Origin of the sequence: Psychrobacter sp. NG254, assembly GCF_015277735.1 — a bacterium.
GTDB lineage: Bacteria > Pseudomonadota > Gammaproteobacteria > Pseudomonadales > Moraxellaceae > Psychrobacter.
In genome coordinates this window covers 376442-397571 of record NZ_JADHDA010000001.1, presented here as the reverse complement: position 1 = coordinate 397571, position 21130 = coordinate 376442, and the positions used below count along the sequence as shown (strand labels likewise).

The window sequence follows — 21130 nt, the reverse complement described above, 5'->3', positions numbered from 1 at the left end:
TTATTCTCCCTAGATGTACTACTTGTACAATCTTCGGTCGGCTGCCTTGTATCCATTTTAGACTTCTTTGACTATATATTGAATACTTCAAGCGAGGGTAGCGCAGTCATACTTTTATAGTGGAATGACTATCCCGCATAAAAAACTGTTAGAACTGTCAGAATCGACTTGTGACTTTATAAAGGCTATCTCCCAATGACTGTAATCCCTACTGGCGCCGATAATATTCAAACTCAAGCAGAGTCTCATGAGCAAGCGGACACGCCAGTAACGGCGGATAACAGTGCCTCAAAGGACAGCAATGATAATCGCCACGGTGCAGCGACGACTGCTCGGCAGTGGCAAGTACTGTCTCAGCTACAACGCAACCGCTGGGTCGGCACCACGCATATCTATGACCAGCTGATGATGGCAGGTTTTGATATCAGTCTGCGTACTGTACAACGTGACTTGAATGCACTGGCCAAACGCTTTCCTATCGAAAAAAACAATGCCAACCCACAAGGATGGCGTTGGTGTGATGATGCGCCGCTCCAGAGCTTGCCACATATGAACCTATCACAAGCCGTGGCTTTCAATATGGTTGAAGCCAATCTGACGCAACTATTACCGCCTGTTATCTTAGATGAGCTGTTTCCTTGGTTTGACTTAGCGCGGCGACAGCTCAAAAACAGCAAGGTAACTCACTCGTGGATAGACAGAGTGAGTATCGAACCTGCCACGCAGCCGCTTATCGCCCCAGATATAGATTTGGACAGCAAAGACAATATCTATCACGCGCTATTTTATCAATTACAAATCAGTGCCTGCTATACCCGTGGCAATCAATCACAAGCCAGCGAATATACCCTAAACCCCATTGCCATTATCCAGCGCGGGGTAATTATCTATCTGCTAGCCACTCGTACTGATGACCAAGAATCCATCATTCGCACCTTTGCACTGCATCGATTTGACAGCGTTGAGATTCTCGATAGCGCAGCGCAGACACCCAAAGATTTTCAACTAGATACTTATCTAGATGAAGGCAGCATGGGCTTTAGTCACCCGTTATTTGGTACACTGGCTGAACGTGGTAAAAACACAGCCGTTGAGCTACAATTTACCAAGCAAGCAGGCAAAAGCCTCACTGAAAGTAAGCTGAGTGACGATCAAATTGTCCTATCAAATGATGATAATACTCTAACGATAAAAGCGACGATCAATTTGACCTCACAGCTGGTCTGGTGGTTACGCGGTTTTGGTAGTGGTTTATTAGATGCCAAGCCTGCCCTGCTCTATGAAGCCGTATTGGACAAATCGCCAACACTGAACAATGAATAACGATGATAATGCTCAATCTAAGCAGCGCTGATATGATGACAGTCGTTAAGAGCTCAGAACTTAAAAACTAAGAACTAAATAAGCATTAAAAAGGAATATTATGCCGACCACCGCCCCATTACCATTGCTTTCAGACAGTCTCAGAGGGCTGGGCTTGGATGCGGGAACTTTGTTTTTTGCGCTCAATTATGAATTTACTAAAATTGAGCCAAAAGGGTTGTTTAAACGTTTTAAGAAAAACAAAAGCGCAATGGATATTGATTTGGCTTGTGTCTTATATGATGACAATTGCGTCATCAGCGATATCGTTTGGTTCAAGCAATTGCGTGACAAAGCCGAATCAGTCAAGCATCAAGGGGACAGTCTAAATGGCAAAGATCGCGGCGAGCAAGCCATGTATCTTGCGCCGCTTGATCAAGAGCAGATCAGACTGGAGCTTGAAAAAATTCCACTGCACATCACTCACATTGCTTTAATTGCCAACTCCTACCATGGTCATCCATTTTCTAGAGTCATCAAGGGTGAGATTCATCTGAGTGATGATGAAGGCAATCGATGTTTTGAAGTCAATCTAAAGCAACTATCCCGTGATTGTACGACGCTTTGGGTGGCACACCTGCGCCGAGCTGTTGATGACTGGCATTTGACGCTACAGAATTTACCTCTGACAGCTGATGACCTATCAGAGGGCGCCAAAGAAGTGGCTCATGAGCTTGCACGTGCCCTACCTATCCCTCAGGGCATATAGCGCTCATCAATAACAGTATATAAAAAAGATGCGGTTCAGCTTTATGACTGAACCGCATCTTTTTGTTTTTAGCATTCAACCCACAGGTTCTAGACCAGTCAAAAACGTAGTCAATAGACTTAGCAAAAGACCTGCCTACTATAGGCAACTACAGACGACTATACCTGCCATCATAAACCCTCACCGCAATGCGGGCAAAAATTCTTTTGACGTACCTCAACTTCTCTCTCGCGCCGCTCAAGCTCTTGCTCACGCAGCACTTGTAGTACGATATTTTGTGCTTGCTCTTTGTCGAGTCCCAGCTCACGGCGAATCTTATCAATCATCATCTGATTTTGTACCAAATCAAAATCACTATCAATCAGCTGCTCTCGAAAATGCTGTTCAAGCTCCTCACGGCGCTGGGCCAGCTCATTTGCCAACCCTGTTGCCAAAATACCGGCAGGCAGTGCTGCAAGACCCACACCCAATATCGTAATAACGGCACCCAGTATCTTGCCAGCGTTGGTGATCGGTGTAACATCACCATAACCCACGGTCGTTAAAGTCACCACAGCCCACCACATTGCCTTAGGTATCGACTCAAACTCCTCCGGCTGTGCATGGTTTTCAACCAAATAAATACCGCTAGAGGCGGTTACGATCATAATAATCAAGATAAAAATAACCGCTTGAAACGAGCCGCGCTCTTTACTAATCACCACGAGCAGGATACGCATAGAGGCAAAATAACGGGTCAACTTAAGAATACGGAACAAGCGTAAGATACGTAAGAAACGCAAATCGATATTAACAAAAAAGTTTAAAAAAGCAGGGACAATGGCAATCAAATCAATCAGTGCAGATGGGCTTCTGAGCCAGTTCCAACGCTGTTTCCAAGTGGTGTGATCGGGCTTAGCCTCCCCAACACTCCATAAACGCAGTAGATACTCGATCGAGAATATAACGATGGAAAAATTTTCAAACCAAGTAAAATAATTCTGATACGGGTAATACCATTGATCGACTGATTCAGCTATCACAGCAGCCACATTGGTCATGATCAGAAATATCAGAAAATAATCCACGTAACGACTGAACAAGGTGTCATGTTCTTCATTTTGCAAAATATCATAAACAAAATGACGTAAGCGCTGTATAGATTGCAGCAGCATGCTATCCCTATGCGGTGAAATACCGGCGTTATATGAATAAAATAATAAAGCGAACATAACCCTTACTAGGACACGCTCTCAATTCAAACAGTGTCAGCAGATCATTATCAGCTATCACATATTACATAGACACTAAGTAATAGATATTCACTGACAACAGCATGACAGACATAGCAATCAACATGGACAATCTCAAAAACCGCTCATCAGCACGCAGTTGTTGACTGATGTCCTTAGCAGGTATTAAAAACAACCCACATTCATGACAACAAGAATCCACCTGATTCAATATCTTGGTAGCCCGTGCCTGCTCACAGCGTAGAGGAGAGTTACTACAATAACCCAGCATAATGTATTACGCCTTTTTTAGATTGTGAGTAAAAAACCCTAAATGATGCGGATAAAGTACCTCTAAGAATCACTCAGTATTAAAAAACTTTTTAGTCTTAGTCGATGATAGTACGTATCCATATTATTTATTACGCAAGCATTGCTACTTTATGTTCAAAACCTTACCAAAAGCAGTGATTTTTGTATTACAATATCGTCATAATGTTACCATTTTGATTTTTATTATAGCATTATGTATCAGCTTCTAATGTCATCCCTCATTAAAAACTGATTAACCACTCCCTGTCATGTTAAGGAATTAAATAATGAAACTCCAATCCCTAGTTTTAGTTACTGCTGCTGCACTGACTATGACCACCGCATTTGCTGTACCTGCAGGTACTTGGTCTGTTGCTGCTGGCGCTCATATGGTTGAGCCAAAAAGCAATAACGGTACATTGGCAGATGGCACTATTGGGGTCGACGTCGACAGCGATATTCAACCAACCGTTAGCGGCGAATATTTCGTTGCCAACAACATTGGTATTGAATTACTAGCCGCGACGCCATTCCATCATGACATTACTCTAACTGCTGGCGATACCACTATTGATGCCAAAACTCAGCATCTACCACCGACCTTATCTGTACAATACCACTTTGATGGCTATAACATGCCAATGAACGTCAAGCCGTTCGTAGGTGTTGGTGTGAACTATACGACTTTTTTCAAAGAAAAAATCTATAGTGATGCGTTCGAGAACTTAAAGCTTGATGACAGCGTGGGCGTTGCAGGCCATATTGGTCTTGATATCCCATTTGCTCCAACTGAATACTTCCGTATTGATGCTCGTTATATGGACATCAAAACAGACGCAAGTGTTGAGTCTAACGGTAATACTGTTGAGCTTGGCGAAGTCGATATCAGCCCTTGGGTATACGGCGTAGCATTTGTAAAACAGTTCTAAGACAGTAAAAATATTCTGAATAACAAAAGCCAGCTTGATAGCTGGCTTTTTTGTGCGCTTTCGCTGCCTATGATATATAGTCAAAGAAGTCTAAAATGGATACAAGGCAGCCGACCGAAGATTGTACAAGTAGTACATCTAGAGAGGGTAACGCTGTAGCCATTTAGCGGTTCTCTGACTATACACATAAAAAAGACCACCCTTAGGCAGTCTTTTTTATTCAGGGTTTTAGCAACCCATAAACCAATCTAAATCAAGATATGACGTGGGTCAGCCAATAGCGTTGCGATATAACGCGTGAACACAGCTGCGTCCGCGCCATTGATCACACGATGATCATAAGACAATGATAACGGCAACATCAGACGTGGCTCGAAACTTTGCGTTTTGGCATTCCAACGTGGCTGCATGCTAGCCTCAGACACACCCAAGATACCCACTTGTGGCCAGTTAACGAGTGGTGTAAAGGCCGTACCACCCAAGTTACCTTGGCTTGATATCGTAAAGCTCGCGCCTTGTAAATCTTTGGTGCTGAGTTTCTTATCACGCGCTTTTACCGCAAGCTCGCCGATCTCAATAGCGATTTGCTTCAGACCTTTGTCTTGCACGTTTTTGATGACAGGTACAATAAGTCCATCATCAGTCGCCACTGCGATACCCATATTAACGCTCTTACGCAAGATAACTTGAGTATTATCATCGCTTAAGTGGCTGTTAAAACGTGGATGCTGAGTCAAGGCATGAGCAGTTGCTTTGACAACGAACGCTAGAATGGTAAAACCAATACCTTCTGCCTTCATGCCACCTTTTAGCTCGCTACGTAGTTTTTCCGTCTCGGTAATATCCGACAGATCAAACTGTGTGACTTGTGGCAGCAGCGTATTGTAGTTGAGCTGAGGTATCGAGACTTTCTGTAGACGGCTAAGATCCTGTGTATCCGTCTCACCCCAAATCTCAGTGTTGCTCATATCTGGCAGTTTTGGCAGTCCTGAACTGATAGTACTACTACTAACAGGTGCGGCTTTCTGTGTGGTCAGACTCTCTTTGACGTGAGCAAATAAGTCTTCCTTTAAGATACGATCATTCAATGCTGAGCCATTCACTTGAGTGATGTCAACACCCAACTGACGTGCCAGCTTGCGCACGGCTGGACCTGCATAAACATCAACCAACTTTTCATTAACCTGTGCTTCGGTCAACTTGCCAGCTTGCTTACTAACGACCGTATTAGGCGTTGTAGATTTTTCTGCCTGTTTTGGCTCAGCAGTTGTTTTAGCAGCAGCTTTCTCTTCTGATTTGGCTGGTGCTGAATGCTTTGGCTCAGAGCTATCTGATGTAGACTCACCTTCATCAGCAGCATCACTGACAATAATGATAAAGTCCTGACCATTGGCAACCATATCACCTGTTTCGACCAGTATCTTTTCAATCTTACCAGCGACTGGCGCTGGCACTTCTACCGATGCTTTATCAGATTCAATCAATAGGATTGATTGATCCGCAGTCACGATGTCACCAACACTGACCATAATCTCAGAAACTTGCGCCTCATCGACGCCTAGATCAGGTAATGCATGAGTCGTGGCTTTGCCAGCGTTAGACGCAGGCTTTGCACTAGGCTTTGATTCAGTTGCAGCTGGCTCAGCTTTTGCTTCTGACTTAGCAGCAACTTCTGTATCACTCGCTTCTTGATTGTCGTCAGCAGCGCTATTATCACTTTCTACGCTGTCTTCTACACTCTCAAGCTCAATCAGTACCATACCTTCACTGACTTGATCACCGATCGCAACGCTAATTTTGGTCACTTTACCAGCAGCAGAGCTTGGTACTTCTACTGAGGCTTTGTCAGATTCTAACAGAATGATGTTGTCATCTTTTGCGATGACATCACCCACTTCTACCATAATTTCACTAACTTCGGCGCTATCAACACCCAAATCGGGGGCTTTAATGTCCATGGTTTATTTCCTTGTCTTATGGTTATTATTCTTTGACATCGCCGTCATTGAGTAAAGTCGCATCGGCTTGATCTTCAGCACGGCCTTCATTGCTGATCTCTTCATCATCTTCAGCCACGAATTCAGGCACAGGCGTCGGATTGACGTTACCTGGTGCTGGCGCATCTGGAGAATGATCCGAATAAGACTGCTGTTGCCATGCAGGTGGCTGATCGACATCGATACCTAAGCTTGAAATCGCGTCTTTTACCAGACGCATCTCAACTTCACCTTCATCTGCTAGACGCTTGAGCGTGGCAACCACGATATGAGCGGCATCAACATTGAAGAAGCTGCGTAGGTTTTCACGAGTATCAGAACGACCATAGCCGTCAGTTCCTAGCGTGGTGTAAGGACGGTTGTCTGGTAACCAAGCACGAATCTGCTCTGAATAGTTACGCATATAATCTGTCGCAGCGACGACGATACCCTCGTGCGGTGCCAATTGCTCAGTCACCCATGGCACTCTCTCTTCATCCATTGGATGCAAGCGGTTGTAGTCATCACAGGCCATACCGTCACGAGTCAGCTCGTTAAAGCTGGTCACGCTCCAGACGTTAGAGGTGATGTTGAACTCATCTTTTAAGATTTTTGACGCTTTTTGTACTTCACGTAAAATCACACCAGAACCCAATAGCTGTACTTGTGCTGAGCCATTGTCTTCAAGCAAATACATACCGCGCTTGATGCCTTCTTCGCTTCCTTCTGGCATTGCAGGTTGCTCGTAGTTTTCGTTCATTAGCGTTAGGTAATAATAAACACGCTCACCTTCACCATACATGCGGCGTAAACCATCATGCATCACAACCGCTAGCTCATAACCAAAGCAAGGATCATAAGTCACACAGTTAGGAACGACATTGAACAAGATTTGTGAATGACCATCTTGATGCTGTAAGCCTTCGCCGTTAAGCGTGGTACGGCCAGCCGTTGCACCCAACAAGAAACCCTGTGCTTGACAATCACCTGCCGCCCAAGCCAAATCACCAATACGCTGGAAACCAAACATCGAGTAGTAGATATACATCGGAATCATCGGTAGCGCGTTCACAGAGTAACTGGTTGCCAATGCAATCCAAGTACTCATTGCACCTGCTTCGTTGATGCCTTCTTCTAACATGTGACCATCGATGGCTTCTTTATAGCCCATCAATGCTTCACTGTCTTCTGGCGTATATTTTTGACCCACAGCTGAGTAGATACCCAACTGACGGAACATGCCTTCTAGACCGAAAGTACGTGCTTCATCCGGTACGATTGGCACGACACGGTCTTGGATGTCTTTGTTTTTTAGCATGGCTGATAGTAAGCGGACGAATACCATGGTCGTCGATTGCTCTTTACCATTGCTGCCTTTTAATACTCGATCAAACATAGACAGTTCAGGGATATTCAGTGGAATATGTCCACTACGGCGGTTAGGCAGATGACCACCTAGCGCTTCACGGCGACCTTTGAGATACTTCATCTCTGCCGATCCTTCTTCAGGACGGTAGAATGGTAGTGTCTCTAGCTGCTCGTCAGTGAATGGCAAATCAAAACGGTCACGGAAATAGACCAATGCTTCTTGATCCAGTTTTTTCACTTGATGCGATTTGTTGACTGCTTGCGTTTGGGCAGATAAACCATAACCTTTGACGGTTTTGACCAAAATAACGGTTGGCTGACCTTTCGTTTTCATGGCTTCACTAAAGGCTGCATAAACCTTCATAGGATCATGACCACCACGGTTCAAGCGTGAAATCTCTTCATCAGTCAGCGCATCAGCCATCTCTTCTAGCTCTGGGTACTTACCAAAGAACTCTTTGCGAGTAAACTCAGGCGTACGCGCTTCGTACAACTGATACTCGCCATCGACCACTTCTTCCATACGGTGTTTTAGCACACCTGTTTTATCATTGGCCAGTAGACTGTCCCAGTTACCGCCCCAAATGACTTTAATCACACGCCAGCCTGCGCCGCGGAATACTGACTCTAGCTCTTGTATGATTTTACCATTACCACGAACTGGACCATCAAGGCGCTGCAAGTTACAGTTGACTACCCATATTAGGTTATCCAGCTTCTCACGGCCAGCGAGAGAAATAGCCCCTAAGCTTTCTGGCTCATCTGTTTCACCATCGCCCAAGAACGTCCAAATCTTACGACCTTCTTTCTCGAGCAAGCCGCGGTTTTCCATATAGCGATGCACGTGAGCATGATAGATCGACATGATTGGGCCTAAGCCCATCGATACGGTAGGGAACTGCCAATAATCCGGCATTAGGTAAGGATGCGGATAGCTTGATAAGCCTTTACCACCGACTTCACGGCGGAAATTATCAAGCTGATCTTCTGTCAGACGACCTTCTAGATAAGAGCGGGCATAGATACCAGGTGCTGAGTGACCTTGATAATAAATCATGTCCCCACCGAAATGATCGCTAGCAGCGCGGAAGAAATGGTTAAAACCTGTCTCATATAGCGTGGCACTAGACGCGAATGTCGCTAAGTGACCACCCAAATCGTCATCGTTTTTATTCGCACGCATCACCATGGCAAGCGCATTATAGCGAATCAGTGCACGAATCTTACGCTCCATGCCTAGATCGCCTGGGTACATTGGCTCGTCTTCTACTGCGATACTATTGATGTAGGCCGTATCTAGTCTATTGAACGGCAGGCCTTCTTGTACCGCCATGTTGTACAACGCTTTTAGTAAAAACTGCGCGCGGTCTTTATCGGCATGTTTAACCACTGACTCAAAAGCTTCTAACCATTCTTTGGTTTCGGTGCTGTCAGCATCCTTGTAGTAATTCATTATTGTGAATCCTTTTATATCAGTCATGCCTGTCTATCAGGCAGAGCTTTGTTAAATAATATGTGATGAGGTATTGGTTTACTTGCCACGTCCCTGCTATGTCCAAGCATTCCTTTGATTTATGCGATGATATTAATATATAGCTCGATCATACAAACTCGATTGTACAAACCTGATCATACGAAATAGTGCCACTGTGAATCAGCAAGTGCATCAAATCGACACCATTGCCACACAGCCCATAGTGTGTTCCCTATATCTTCCGTCAGTAAATAACTGCAACACTCTATTATAAGCGTTTATGGCGTGATTGTTTATGGCTGTAGAGAAATGGAGAAATAACAAGTATTTTTTAAATAAATAATGATTAGTTTTTTGAAAAATACTCCTTGACGAATACATTGTATTTGTTTATGCGGATTATATTAAGACTATTTTACACTTTGTCATGTAAAAACTACCATTGGTAGTTTTGAAATAGCATTTACATGCTCTGTTAGATATTATAAAAAGTAATTTTTTTGTATAAAAAAAGTTACATATTATACAATCTGGTAAATAATGATATTCAGGACAGCATCATGCAACGTTATCAACGCTCTTTAAAATTAGCAAAATCCTCCTCTCTATTAGATGAGCCTATGCATAAGATTCCAGTATTGATAGTTGCTATGATGTTGCTATCAATCAGTAGTGTCTCTTTTGCTGCAGAAGCTAGTCCCACTTGCCCCGCTGATCATGCAATGTACTATGTAGGGTCCAAAACTTTTAGCCCTGCACCTGCAGCAGCTAATAAAGTGGCATTGAGTTGGACAGGAGGTGCAGGAAACACTAGCACTACTTATAGTTTCAACAATAATCTTGAATTCAAACTGTCTTTTTCTGATACTAATTTTTTAGTTGCTGGTTATCCAGAAGCCAGTAGTTTTACCGGCGTAACTACAAGCGCTATTAATATGCGTCATAGTAGCCAGTACCTTAATATAAACCACAAACTGACTGCTACTATTAACAAGCCCGTATCGAAGTATGGGTTTGTTGTGCAAGATTTAGACTCAAATGAAAATGGGAAATATACTGAGTCCATATCGATTTTTAGTGCTGGTGGTGCTTTTAGTAATATACTTACTGCAAACTACACACTATCAAACGCAAGCAAAACTATTACAGGCAATCAATGGCTAAACTGTAATCCTACTAGCCCGTGTAATTTTAATATTGATTGGGGCTCTCAGTCTTTAAACACACCTTTTGTTATAACTCATGGTAATGCTTATTCTAGTGCATCTACGACATTATCTACTGGCGACCATGTTGTGGGCTACTCAGACTTCTACTTTTGTCTTGCACCACCTAAGTTAACTGTGAAAAAACAATTAGAAGGTACTCGTTTTAACGACAGTGATACTAAACGTGACCAATTCAATATCAAAGTCGCTGGTGGAAAACTCACTCCCGATACTCAAGGCTCTACAGCATCTTTTACAACAACAGGGACAGGTTCAACCATAACTAACGGAAGCACTGTTACCCCATTGGAATTAGCCCCAAGTACCACCTACACTATATCTGAAAATATAATAACTGGTAATGCTAGTAACTATAGCACTAGTTATGCCTGTACTAATGCAACGACTGGCAGTACGACCACTATGCCGTCAGGTACTGCAAGCTCATTTACCTTATCAAGCTTGAATTATGGAGACGAAGTAACCTGTACCATCACTAACACGCCAAAATCTTACAGCTTTTCAGGAACCGTTTTTAATGATAACGGTGGTATTACTGCTGCAGATTCTACCAAACAGAATATTACTAGCACCTTCATTGGAAACAGTGCCTATTTCAATGGCATCTTAGATAGCAATGAATCTGGAATATTCGATAGCGGGTTACAAGTTGCTTTAACCAACTGCAATGGCACCCAAATTGTCACAAGCTCAGCTAATCCTCAAACAGTATCAAGCTTAGGTAAATACAATTTTGTTGTTCAATCAGGTGCATTGCCAACAAGAGTATGCTTAGTAGAAACTGAGCCAACCTCTTGGATTTATGATATAGATACTACTGCTAATATCAGAGAAGTAACACTGACTAATGATATCTACGTATATAACAATTTAGACTTTGGTGAAGTACAAGCTAACAACACTGCATTGGTACTTATTAAATACCAGTATGTGCATGAATGTAATAGTAGTCTCGATTATACATCTGTCACAAACACTTCAGATCCAAGTACAGGCTTTAGTACATCTGCCCCTAATAACACCATAATTCCAGGCAAATGCATTGCTTATAAAATCGAAGCTTATAATCGCGGGCACATTAGTTTGTCAGACATACAAATTTCTGATGTATTACAAAATGTTAAAGTGAAATCTGAGTTTTATCTCCCTAAAGCGTTAGGAGTACCTTCGGACGTATTTAAGACAACCAATCAAACAGCGCCAATCGGACAAAATGGAACTATTGTCTCTGACAAATTTACTTTAAGTAATACATCTTCGAGCACTACAGCTTCAAAAGCAACTTTGTATTTCAATACCAAGTATGGCACTACCTCTGGTACCTAATATTCGTTTGATTACATTTATCTTTTAACCATCTAATTAAAGCCCTGTCTAGTCAGACAGGGCTTTTACCGTTTATATACTTCAAAATGCCAGTTGTCATCTTTGTGATGAATAATTGTATTGATTACGTGACAATAGAAAAAAGGGAGACAGATGCCTTCTAAAAATGAAAATTATATTAGATTGCATATCCTTCCATTACTATTTACGACGTTTGCTTTTTACTGACGGTCATGTTCTAAGAAAGGATTTTATATGAAACGTTTTAATCTCTTACACGGTATTTTATTAGCAACTGCTGCTTCTATTTCTTTATTGAACGTCGCACATGCTGATGATGCTCTAAAAATGGAACTGACTGCCAATCAAGTCATCAAAAATGCGGATGGCAAGACAGCATATTCACCAGTACGTACAGCGCCAGCTGGTACTGTCATTCAATACAAAGCAACTTATACCAACACCGTTAATAATGATATTAATGATCTGATGGTGACACTACCTATCCCTGCAAACATGACATTCACAGGTGAGGCAACCCCTGCTAGCGCACAAGCCAGTATCGATGGCAAAAACTATGCTGATATGCCTTTGATGAAAAAGTTAGATGGCAAGATGGTTAAAGTACCCTACTCTGAATACCGTACGCTACGTTGGAATATCAAGTTACTACCAGCGAAAAAATCAGCTGCCGTTGCTCTTAACACTGTCGTCAACAAATAACCCTTAACTTTGCCAATTTAACTCTTTGGAGATCTACCGCATGAAACCAAATTCTTTTAAATATTCAGTACTAGCTGTTGGTGTTGTGGCGGCAATGGGTATCACTACTGCCAATGCTGCTACGACATCAGGAGCTACGAGTAGTGGTGCAGCCCCGATCAATAACGTCGCGACCGCAAGCTATAGTGTTGGTACTGTTGCTCAGCCAACCGTTACTTCTAATACTGTGACTGTCAATGTCAGTGAGACAGCTAACTTCTCATTAGTCGCCATTAATGGCGCGAGTGCTACCGATGACAAAAACGAAGATATCACGACTACACCAGGCAATGGTGCTACGTTTAACCATACATTAACCAATGAAGGTAACGTTTCTGATACTTATACGATTAATACTACCGGTAATAACGATACTACTATCACTACTGCCACTCCAAACTATGCGCTAGGCACTGCAGGTACAAACGGCATTACCTATACTATCGTAAAAGCTGATGGTACTGCAGCAGTAGCTAGTGATTTATCTAGTGGACAAGCTGTAAGTGGTACCCTTAGCAATGGCGGTACTATTAAATTACCACCAGGCTTCAAAGCTAATCTTAGCTATACAGTAACGACACCTAATACTCATTTAGGTGGCGACATTTCCGTTGGTACATTGACAGCGACTAGTACTTTTATTACCGCTGCGACTGCAAGTGGCAAAGTCCCTACATTGGTTAATGAAAACCAAAACATCGTTAGATTGCCTACCTTTAAGATCGCAAAAACAGCGACTAGCAATGTAGATCTGTCAGTTACTAATCCGCAGATTGATTACATCATTACCGTGACTAACCTTAACACAGCTTATAGCGCTATCGCAGATAACTTCGTTATCAGAGATGTACTTCCTTTAGGTATGACATTGTCTGGTAATGTGACAGCATCGAGTGCGACTGTTACTAGTACTAATAAAGATGCTGAAGGTAGACAAATTATTGATATCGCGGTACCAAGCTTAGCAGTTGGCGCAAATCAAGTTGTCACGTTTAAAGTCAATGTTGCCAAAGCTAGCTATACTGCTGCTGGCTCTACTGCGACTAACAACGTGGCCGTTTATGATAAGTTTGTCGGTAATGTTGGCGCGTTACCTGTTACTCCAGTGGCTGACACCAATTACGATATTCTAGACAGCACAGTGACTACTAATGATAGAACCAGAGTTCCTACTAGTGCTGATGTCGCTGGCGGAGTTGGTGAAGATACACCGGGCGTTACTAGCTTTAGCAATCGTGCGATTGTATTGAACAATCCAACGACGAGAGAAATTGCACCTACTTCTGACACAGCGGGGCAAGTCACCCATACGACCAATATCATTAACAACGGTCAGGATGCTGAAGGTACTAATACTAATCCATTAACTTTTACTATCGCTGACGGTGGTCTGAATACAGCCGTTGCTCCTACCACCCCTGTTACCATCACTTATACTGCACCAGGTGGCGTATCAGGAACGCCGATTACGCTTACCCCTGTGAGTGGTGTATACACCATCAATAGTACGACGCTACCTAGCGGTATAGCACCAGGTGGCACAGTTGCTATTAATTATAAAGTAACTTCTACAGCTGCTGCTGTTGGTAGCAACGAAACTACTATCGTAACTTTAACACCGGGTGGTAATGGTGCCCCTACTGTTGCACCAGTGACAGATACGACTAATGTGAAAGGGTTAAATTTAGAGAAGTTCCAAGCTCTAGATGCCACTTGTACAGGTACAGTTGCTGCTGCTAGCTTCAGTAAAGACGCGATCAGTGGTGCAGCACCTGATCAATGTATCATTTATCGTATCAATGCGACTAATACCTCTTCTGCTATACAAACCACCACTCCAGCAGCGGCTTCTGGCTTTAATATCACAAGCTTAACGGTTTCGGATTTATTGTCTAACTTCTCAGCTGGTGCAGATTTGGTGACTGGTTCACCTGCTTCTAGTGTTACTGGAACTGGATCTTCTATTACTGCAGCTTCTACCAGCACTACTGCTGTGAGTACGACAGCTTCAACATTAGTACCGCAAGGCGTTGCTACTTTAACCTTTAAAGTTAAGATTAAAAACGCTCGTTAATTTAAAAATCTATAAGTAGTAACAGCTGCTTATAGGCCAATGCTCTAGCTTGCTTTAATCATTTTATGTTAGCCAAGCTAGAGCGTTACTACTCTTTCATGTTTTATTGGATAAGCGACTTATTATGACATCTACTGTAATCAATACGTCTAAAAGCATCACATCATGCACAGCCAAAGTTTCTGCGCTGTCATTTGCAATGTTGCTTATGCAATCAAATACGGCCTTTGCTGCGCCAGATGCACTGGTACAGTTGATCAATAACACAGCTCAAGCCAGCTATAGTGTTGATAACGAAACTGATGTATCTATAAGCACGGCTTCAAACCAAGTGCAGTTAAAAGCCTCGGCCTTACCTGAGTACGGCATTAGCTTGACTCAGCAGCCTCTACGCACTGTCAGACCCAATACAGAGGTCAGCTGGACCAATGTACTGAGCAACACAAGCTACAGTGATCAAACGGTTGAGCTCACGTTTGCGATATCACCAACCATCTCTAACTTAAAAGTCTATCAAGACCTTAATAAAAACGGCCAAATTGATTCAGCAGATAGACAAATCATGCTGGACAACTTGAGTACCCAAATTAAGCTTGGTCAGAGTGAAAGCATTCAGCTTATCGTGCAAGCTTTATCAGATATTAATGGCAGCGATGGTGACACTGCTGATGTAAAAATCGGTGCAGTTGTATTAGAAGATCCATCAGTCGCGGCAGTTGAGGCTATCGACAGACTGGTCATTATTGAGCCGGAAATCAAATTTACCACGCCTCAATTTGATGGAACCAAAGCCACTTCACAAATTGATGAAAACGTTTATATTGACGCAAGCTATGCTCAATGTAACGTGCAAACTGATAAGCCCGATCAGGTATGGATCACGGTTAAGTCTCCGATGACAGGTGACACCTACTCTCTCAAAGGCATCGAAACTGGTAACAACACAGGCAAATATCGTCTGTCTGCACCGACCCAAAACAACGCCAATGCTATCAATGATAAGTTTATTCAGACATTGGTAAACGATACTTTGACGGCCAGTTTGGAGGCTTGTATTGATCCTTCTGTCGGCACGGGTGCTGATCAGCTACCAACGGATAGCGACTTTACCGTCCGTATCGATGATTTAAATACGCAAATCAGTATCATTGATGATAGTGCAAGTTTGGTTGTCACCAAAGAAAGCGATGTCAAAAGTGCGGAACTCGGTGATTATGTCAGCTATACCATCAATGTTACCAACAGCGGCAACTCGACTGCTTACGATGTACAGCTAAAAGATGCTCTACCCCGTGGTTTTGATTACGTCGAGAGCAGTGTGCGTGTTAGCCCAACCACTAACCTTGATATCAATCAAGCACAGACCACTGAGTTTAAGGCAGACGGTAAATATCAGGTACTAAACCTAGGTGATATGGCAATCGGCGAAAGTAAAAAAATTACTTATCGCGTGTTGATTGGTGCTTCATCATTAGGCGGTGATGGTATCAACCGTGCGACTGCTGTTGCTAATAACGACCAAGGTCAAAGTGTCGGCTCAAGAGAAGCACAGTGGAAAATTGATGTAGAGCGCGGCGTGATGAATACGGATGGTATTATCATCGGTAAGGTCTATCACGATATCAATCGCGACGGTATTCAACAAAAAGAAGATGGCGAGCTGGGTGTTGCCGGCGTCCGTATCTACATGGAAAACGGTAACTTTGTGGTGACCGATCCTGAAGGTAAGTATAACTTTTATGGTGTCAGTGCAAAGACACACGTATTGAAAGTTGACCGTACTACTATCCCACATGCCACTGAGATGGTCACCCAAAGCAATCGAAATGCAGGTGATGCCGGTAGCCGTTTTGTTGATTTAAAATATGGTGAATTGCATCGTGCGGATTTTGCTATCGTTGCTGGTATGGCGGATAGCACTGAACGTCTAAATTCTGAGCTTGTGGCTCGCAGCAAATCAGTAGGTGCTAAGAACGATACCCTTGAGCAAGCTATCAAAACTGAGCTGACACTAGAGCCTGACTATAATACTGACACGACTGATAATGTCGATGCCAGTGGCTGTAACATCAATGGTGACTTAGATCTGGGTAATAGTTGCGACTCTGCTATCGTTAATGACATGGTCAATGCCGCAACTAACCATGTCGATATGGCGGTTACAACCGTAGCGCCGCCAGTAGAAAAAGAGCTAGAAGAATATCTAAAAGAAGTGGCTAATAATGATGTCGCTTTTATCAACCTAAATGAAGGCCAACAGCTCAGCTCTTATAAGCAAATGGTACAGGTACAAGCACCACTTGGATCAATATTCACATTATATGCCAATGGCAAAGCGGTATCAGCGCAACAGATCGGCAAAACGGCTGAGCAAGAAAAGCAAAATGTGACCGCTTTTGATTACTATGCCGTTGACTTACAACGTGGTAACAATACATTGCGCGGTGTGGCCACTGATATCAATGGTAAAGTCATCTCTGAACAAACCATCAAGGTCTTGACACCAGATAGCTTGCAAGCGATTGACTATCGTACTCAAACACAGCTAGTAGCTGCCGACGGTGTCAGCGAATACCAAGTCGTCATAAGCCTAAAAGATCGTGATGGTCGTCCATACATCGCCTCGACCCCGATTACTATCGATACCAATATCGGGCGTGTCAATCTGAAAGATGGCAGTAAAGACAAGGTCGGTACCCAAGTTATCGTATCAGGCGGTGAGCTATTGATACCTGTGACCGCCCCTAGCGCACCAGGTAAAGGCGAGCTGGTTATCGATACTGGCAGTAGCAAGCAAATAATCCCTCTACAGTTTACCGCTCAGCTGCGTCCATTAATTGCTGTGGGTATTGTAGAAGGCGCTATCTCGCTAAAAGACTTTGATGGCAGCAGCATCACTGATGCTCAAGGCGCATTTGAGCAAGAGCTCAATGAGATTTCTGGCGATGAAAACTATTCAGCGACTGGTCGTGCTGCAATGTTCCTCAAGGGCAAAGTACGCGGCGACTATCTGCTGACATTAGCATATGACAGTGATAAAAAAGGCGAGCGCCTGTTCCGCGATATCGATCCTGGCGAATACTATCCAGTCTACGGTGACTCATCAGCCAAAGGTTTTGATGCTCAGTCTACCAGCAAGCTGTATGTGCGCTTGGATAAAGGTCGCTCATTCGCCATGTATGGCGATCTAAAGACACAGATTGATAATGATGAAGGCATCAAACTCGGTCAATACAATCGTACCTTAACAGGTTTAAAAGCCCAGTTTGAAGACAGTAATACTCGCGTTACTGCTTTTTTGGCAGAGACCAGTACCAGCCAGCGTGTTAATGAGACTCGTGGTCTTGGCATCTCAGGCCCTTACCCATTGGCTGAAAACTTCGACGCGGTATTAGAAAATTCAGAAACCATCGAAGTCATCACACGTGACGCAAATAACTCTGGACTGATTGTCAGTCGTGAGACACTGACACGTTTTGCTGATTATGAGATTGACCCGATTAGCCGTAGCCTATATTTAAAGAGTCCTATTGCCAGCCAAGACATCGAAGGCAATCCTGTCTATATCCGTGTCACGGTAGAAGTGGATGAAGGTGGTGAAGACTATCTGGTTGGTGGTATCGCAGCCAAGCAGCAGTTAAATGATAAAGTCTCTATTGGCGGTAGCTATGTCAATAGTGATGATCCACTGAATAAAGAAGAGCTTGCTAGCTTGAATAGCGTCATTAAATTCAATGACAAGCTAAAGCTGGTCGCAGAATATGCGATGAACAAAGCTGAAAACCCAAATTTTCAAGCAAGTAACCAAATCAACACCACAGAGTTAAATGACAGCGACGTCGAAGGCAATGCACTTCGTATCGAGCTTGATTTTGACAATAAGAAAAACACGCGCGCCAAAGCTTATTACAATGATGCTGACGAAGGTTTTGTCACTGGTGCCTCACCGCTTACTGCGGGACGCACTGAGTCTGGTGTAGAAGTTACCCATACTTTAAACAGTAAAAAAACAGCGTTAACCTTAGAAGGCGTACGTACAGAAGAACATAGCACCGAAGCAAGCCGTGAAGGCGTACAAGCCAGTATCGAGCATCGCTTTACTGAAAATGTCGTTGGTGAAATTGGTATACGCTATTACAAACAAGACGCTACCGCGGCCTCACGCAACACCCAAGCGGTCACTGATGTTGTAGATGTCACAGACGATACTTTGTTCAACGATGACATCATCAATCAGTCAGCATTAAGCAGTATCAGCAGTGCGGATGAAGACATCGAAGGTACGACGGTTCGTGCTCGTATCACTTCTCGTTTGCCAAAGCTAAATGACTCTTTAGTATTTGCAGAATATGAGCAAGATATCGAAAACAGCTCACGTAACGCCACGTCTGTCGGTGGCGAAACACCACTCGGCAGCTTGGGCCGCTTATATGCCCGTCATGACTTGATCAACAGTTTATCTGGCACTTACGGCCTTGATGACACGGATGAACGTCAGCGTACTGTTTTTGGTTTTGATGCTACTTATATGAAAGACGGTAAAGTATATAGCGAATACCGCATGAATGATGCCATTAGCGCGCGCGAAGCTGAAGCGGCTATTGGTCTAAAGAACAAATGGTATGTCCAAGAAGGTCTGACCTTAAACACCTTGTTCGAACGTGTTGAATCGCTCGAAGGTGAAGAAAACAACACGGCAACCGCAGCAGGTATCGGTGTTGAATATCTTGCAAAAGAAAACTACAAAGCGTCAGGACGTTTCGAGCAACGTTGGGGCGAGACAAGCGACACAGTGCTTGGTAGCGCTGGTATCGCTTATCGTTATACTGATGAGATTACCTTACTTGCCAAAGACATCTATTCACGTGTGGACTATGATGATGGTAACCGTACCATCAACCGTTTTCAGTTAGGCGCGGCTTATCGCGACTATGATAGCAATCAATTGGATATGCTAGCAAAGCTTGAGTATCGTTTAGACGACAACAATACGGGCGATGACACCTATCAAAAAGACACGACTATTTGGTCATGGAATGGCAACTATCATCCAACGCGTCCACTGACATTATCTGGGCGTTATGCTGGTAAATATACAGAATATACAGCAGATGGCATCTCTAGTGATAACACAGCACATGCTGTTTATGGTCGCGGTCTCTACGATATTAGCGAGCGCTGGGATGTTGGCATGCAGGCAGGTACTTATTGGAACGAACAAGCCAATGATATGTCTTATATGCTTGGTGCCGAAGTGGGCTACAGTCCAATGACCAATCTATGGTTGTCTCTTGGCTATAACTTTATGGGCTTTGAAGATGAAGACATCGCTTATGATGACAGCACCCGAGAAGGCGCTTACTTTAGACTGCGCTTCAAGTTTGATGAAGATTTATTCAAACGTGAAGACCCACGCAAAAACAATCGTCTAGCCAGCGCCTCTGCCTTATAATTTGGCGACACTACATAAGCATTGTCATAAGCATTTTATGGCAATGTATTCATGGCTGTATGGTGTTTCGCTCAATCAGCCATGACGTCATTCATAATGATAATAAACATCAATACTTATTACCTTAATATAAGGCTTGCCTCATGTTTACATCCGCCATTAGCGCCATTTCTAATAAGTCGCCAATATATGCTGCACTATCGGCAATAACATTACTCAGTATCGTATCGCCTGTTTCTGCGAAGACAAACGACGCTCAGATTGTCCATAAAACAAGCATCATGGATTATTGTCACAACGACAATCAGGCTAAAGCACCTTCTTATAAACATCAAAGCACACAGCAACGTACTCTCAACTGTATGGTCGAACAGCTACAGCCCTATCAACAAGCAGATAAGACAGCAAAGCAGCGATATCTTGCTTATAAAGCGCAAGCATGGCTCAACTATGCCATTCATCAAGACAGCATGAACAGTCGGTCATCGGCTGGTACTGTGGCGATAGAGAGGGCTGAGTCTATATTGCAGGCGTTAGAGACAGATACAACGCAAGACATTGCCCTGCATCAAGACATTCCCTCTACCTCAGCTTTGATGCGCCCTGATCTGTGGGCTGTTTTGAGTACGCTAAAAGACAGTGGCGGTATAGAGTCAGCACCGCGAGAAATGGCCTTTAGTGAAGTGGCGCTGATTTGGGCGGCAACCAACCAATGCGTGCGTGGTTGGCGCGAATCAGCCATGCACTTTCGCATGGCCGATCGCTGGCTGGAACAAGCACGCGAAACTTACGTCAATACACATGACTCACAAGCCAATATTGATTTTGAAGCATTGAAAGTTAGCTACTATAAAAAATATGCACCTTTAGACCCAAATGATGATGTGTGCCGCGGACAAGATTTAACGCCTAACCGTTAGAACAGCTGTCATCATACTGATAGCGA

The 21130-nt window shown here is 43.5% G+C and carries 12 protein-coding genes; 8 read left to right on the top strand and 4 right to left on the bottom strand.

All coding sequences use genetic code 11. The annotated features are described in order from the left end of the window. The first annotated feature begins 195 nt into the window (after positions 1-195). Positions 196-1323, top strand: coding sequence for a helix-turn-helix transcriptional regulator (locus tag IP510_RS01580; protein ID WP_194363040.1), 1128 nt, complete (start codon positions 196-198; stop codon positions 1321-1323). Positions 1324-1423: 100 nt separating this feature from the next. Continuing rightward, a complete protein-coding gene (locus tag IP510_RS01575) occupies positions 1424-2071 on the top strand; it encodes a TerD family protein (RefSeq protein WP_194363039.1) in 648 nt (215 codons plus the stop codon). A 170-nt stretch (positions 2072-2241) separates the two neighbouring features. Here the strand turns inward: IP510_RS01575 and IP510_RS01570 are convergent, their stop codons facing one another. Both IP510_RS01570 and IP510_RS01565 read right to left on the bottom strand, forming a co-directional pair. After that, positions 2242-3225 (bottom strand): ion transporter, encoded by a 984-nt coding sequence (locus IP510_RS01570; protein ID WP_194363038.1) that lies wholly within the window; start codon positions 3223-3225, stop codon positions 2242-2244. Between the two features lie 121 nt (positions 3226-3346). After that, positions 3347-3574 carry a hypothetical protein gene (locus tag IP510_RS01565; RefSeq protein ID WP_194363037.1) on the bottom strand — a complete coding sequence of 76 codons (228 nt, stop codon included), beginning with the start codon at positions 3572-3574 and terminating at the stop codon, positions 3347-3349. 307 nt (positions 3575-3881) lie between these two features. Here IP510_RS01565 and IP510_RS01560 point away from each other — a divergent pair, with 307 nt between their 5' ends. Next, entirely contained in the window at positions 3882-4523 is a 642-nt protein-coding gene (locus IP510_RS01560) for an OmpW/AlkL family protein (protein ID WP_194363036.1), read from the top strand. 248 nt (positions 4524-4771) lie between these two features. On the opposite strand, the gene IP510_RS01555 is transcribed toward IP510_RS01560, so the two are convergent. Both IP510_RS01555 and aceE read right to left on the bottom strand, forming a co-directional pair. Then, a complete protein-coding gene (locus IP510_RS01555) occupies positions 4772-6481 on the bottom strand; it encodes a 2-oxo acid dehydrogenase subunit E2 (RefSeq protein ID WP_194363035.1) in 1710 nt (569 codons plus the stop codon). A gap of 25 nt (positions 6482-6506) precedes the next feature. Beyond that, positions 6507-9320, bottom strand: coding sequence for a pyruvate dehydrogenase (acetyl-transferring), homodimeric type (gene aceE / locus IP510_RS01550; protein ID WP_194363034.1), 2814 nt, complete (start codon positions 9318-9320; stop codon positions 6507-6509). 581 nt (positions 9321-9901) lie between these two features. On the opposite strand from aceE, the gene IP510_RS01545 reads away from it, so the two are divergent. The 5 genes from IP510_RS01545 (at position 9902) to IP510_RS01525 (ending at position 21104) form a co-directional block, all read left to right on the top strand. Continuing rightward, entirely contained in the window at positions 9902-11896 is a 1995-nt protein-coding gene (locus IP510_RS01545) for a hypothetical protein (protein ID WP_194363033.1), read from the top strand. 255 nt (positions 11897-12151) lie between these two features. Next, complete coding sequence (locus tag IP510_RS01540; RefSeq protein WP_194363032.1) at positions 12152-12619, top strand: hypothetical protein; 468 nt, start codon at positions 12152-12154, stop codon at positions 12617-12619. Positions 12620-12659: 40 nt separating this feature from the next. Beyond that, positions 12660-14732 carry a beta strand repeat-containing protein gene (locus tag IP510_RS01535; protein ID WP_194363031.1) on the top strand — a complete coding sequence of 691 codons (2073 nt, stop codon included), beginning with the start codon at positions 12660-12662 and terminating at the stop codon, positions 14730-14732. Positions 14733-14940: 208 nt separating this feature from the next. Beyond that, entirely contained in the window at positions 14941-20184 is a 5244-nt protein-coding gene (locus IP510_RS01530) for an SdrD B-like domain-containing protein (protein ID WP_227669410.1), read from the top strand. Between the two features lie 143 nt (positions 20185-20327). Then, positions 20328-21104: a hypothetical protein gene (locus IP510_RS01525; protein WP_194363029.1), complete on the top strand. Its 777-nt coding sequence runs from the start codon at positions 20328-20330 to the stop codon at positions 21102-21104. The last annotated feature ends 26 nt before the right edge of the window (positions 21105-21130 follow it).

Excerpts from the sequence above, each read along its gene's own strand:
- IP510_RS01575 (WP_194363039.1), top strand. The coding sequence starts at position 1,424 with ATGCCGACCACCGCCCCATTACCATTGCTTTCAGACAGTCTCAGAGGG.
- aceE (WP_194363034.1), bottom strand. The coding sequence starts at position 9,320 with ATGAATTACTACAAGGATGCTGACAGCACCGAAACCAAAGAATGGTTA.
- IP510_RS01565 (WP_194363037.1), bottom strand. The coding sequence starts at position 3,574 with ATGCTGGGTTATTGTAGTAACTCTCCTCTACGCTGTGAGCAGGCACGG.
- IP510_RS01580 (WP_194363040.1), top strand. The coding sequence starts at position 196 with ATGACTGTAATCCCTACTGGCGCCGATAATATTCAAACTCAAGCAGAG.
- IP510_RS01555 (WP_194363035.1), bottom strand. The coding sequence starts at position 6,481 with ATGGACATTAAAGCCCCCGATTTGGGTGTTGATAGCGCCGAAGTTAGT.
- IP510_RS01570 (WP_194363038.1), bottom strand. The coding sequence starts at position 3,225 with ATGCTGCTGCAATCTATACAGCGCTTACGTCATTTTGTTTATGATATT.
- IP510_RS01530 (WP_227669410.1), top strand. The coding sequence starts at position 14,941 with ATGCAATCAAATACGGCCTTTGCTGCGCCAGATGCACTGGTACAGTTG.
- IP510_RS01540 (WP_194363032.1), top strand. The coding sequence starts at position 12,152 with ATGAAACGTTTTAATCTCTTACACGGTATTTTATTAGCAACTGCTGCT.
- IP510_RS01560 (WP_194363036.1), top strand. The coding sequence starts at position 3,882 with ATGAAACTCCAATCCCTAGTTTTAGTTACTGCTGCTGCACTGACTATG.
- IP510_RS01535 (WP_194363031.1), top strand. The coding sequence starts at position 12,660 with ATGAAACCAAATTCTTTTAAATATTCAGTACTAGCTGTTGGTGTTGTG.
- IP510_RS01525 (WP_194363029.1), top strand. The coding sequence starts at position 20,328 with ATGTTTACATCCGCCATTAGCGCCATTTCTAATAAGTCGCCAATATAT.
- IP510_RS01545 (WP_194363033.1), top strand. The coding sequence starts at position 9,902 with ATGCAACGTTATCAACGCTCTTTAAAATTAGCAAAATCCTCCTCTCTA.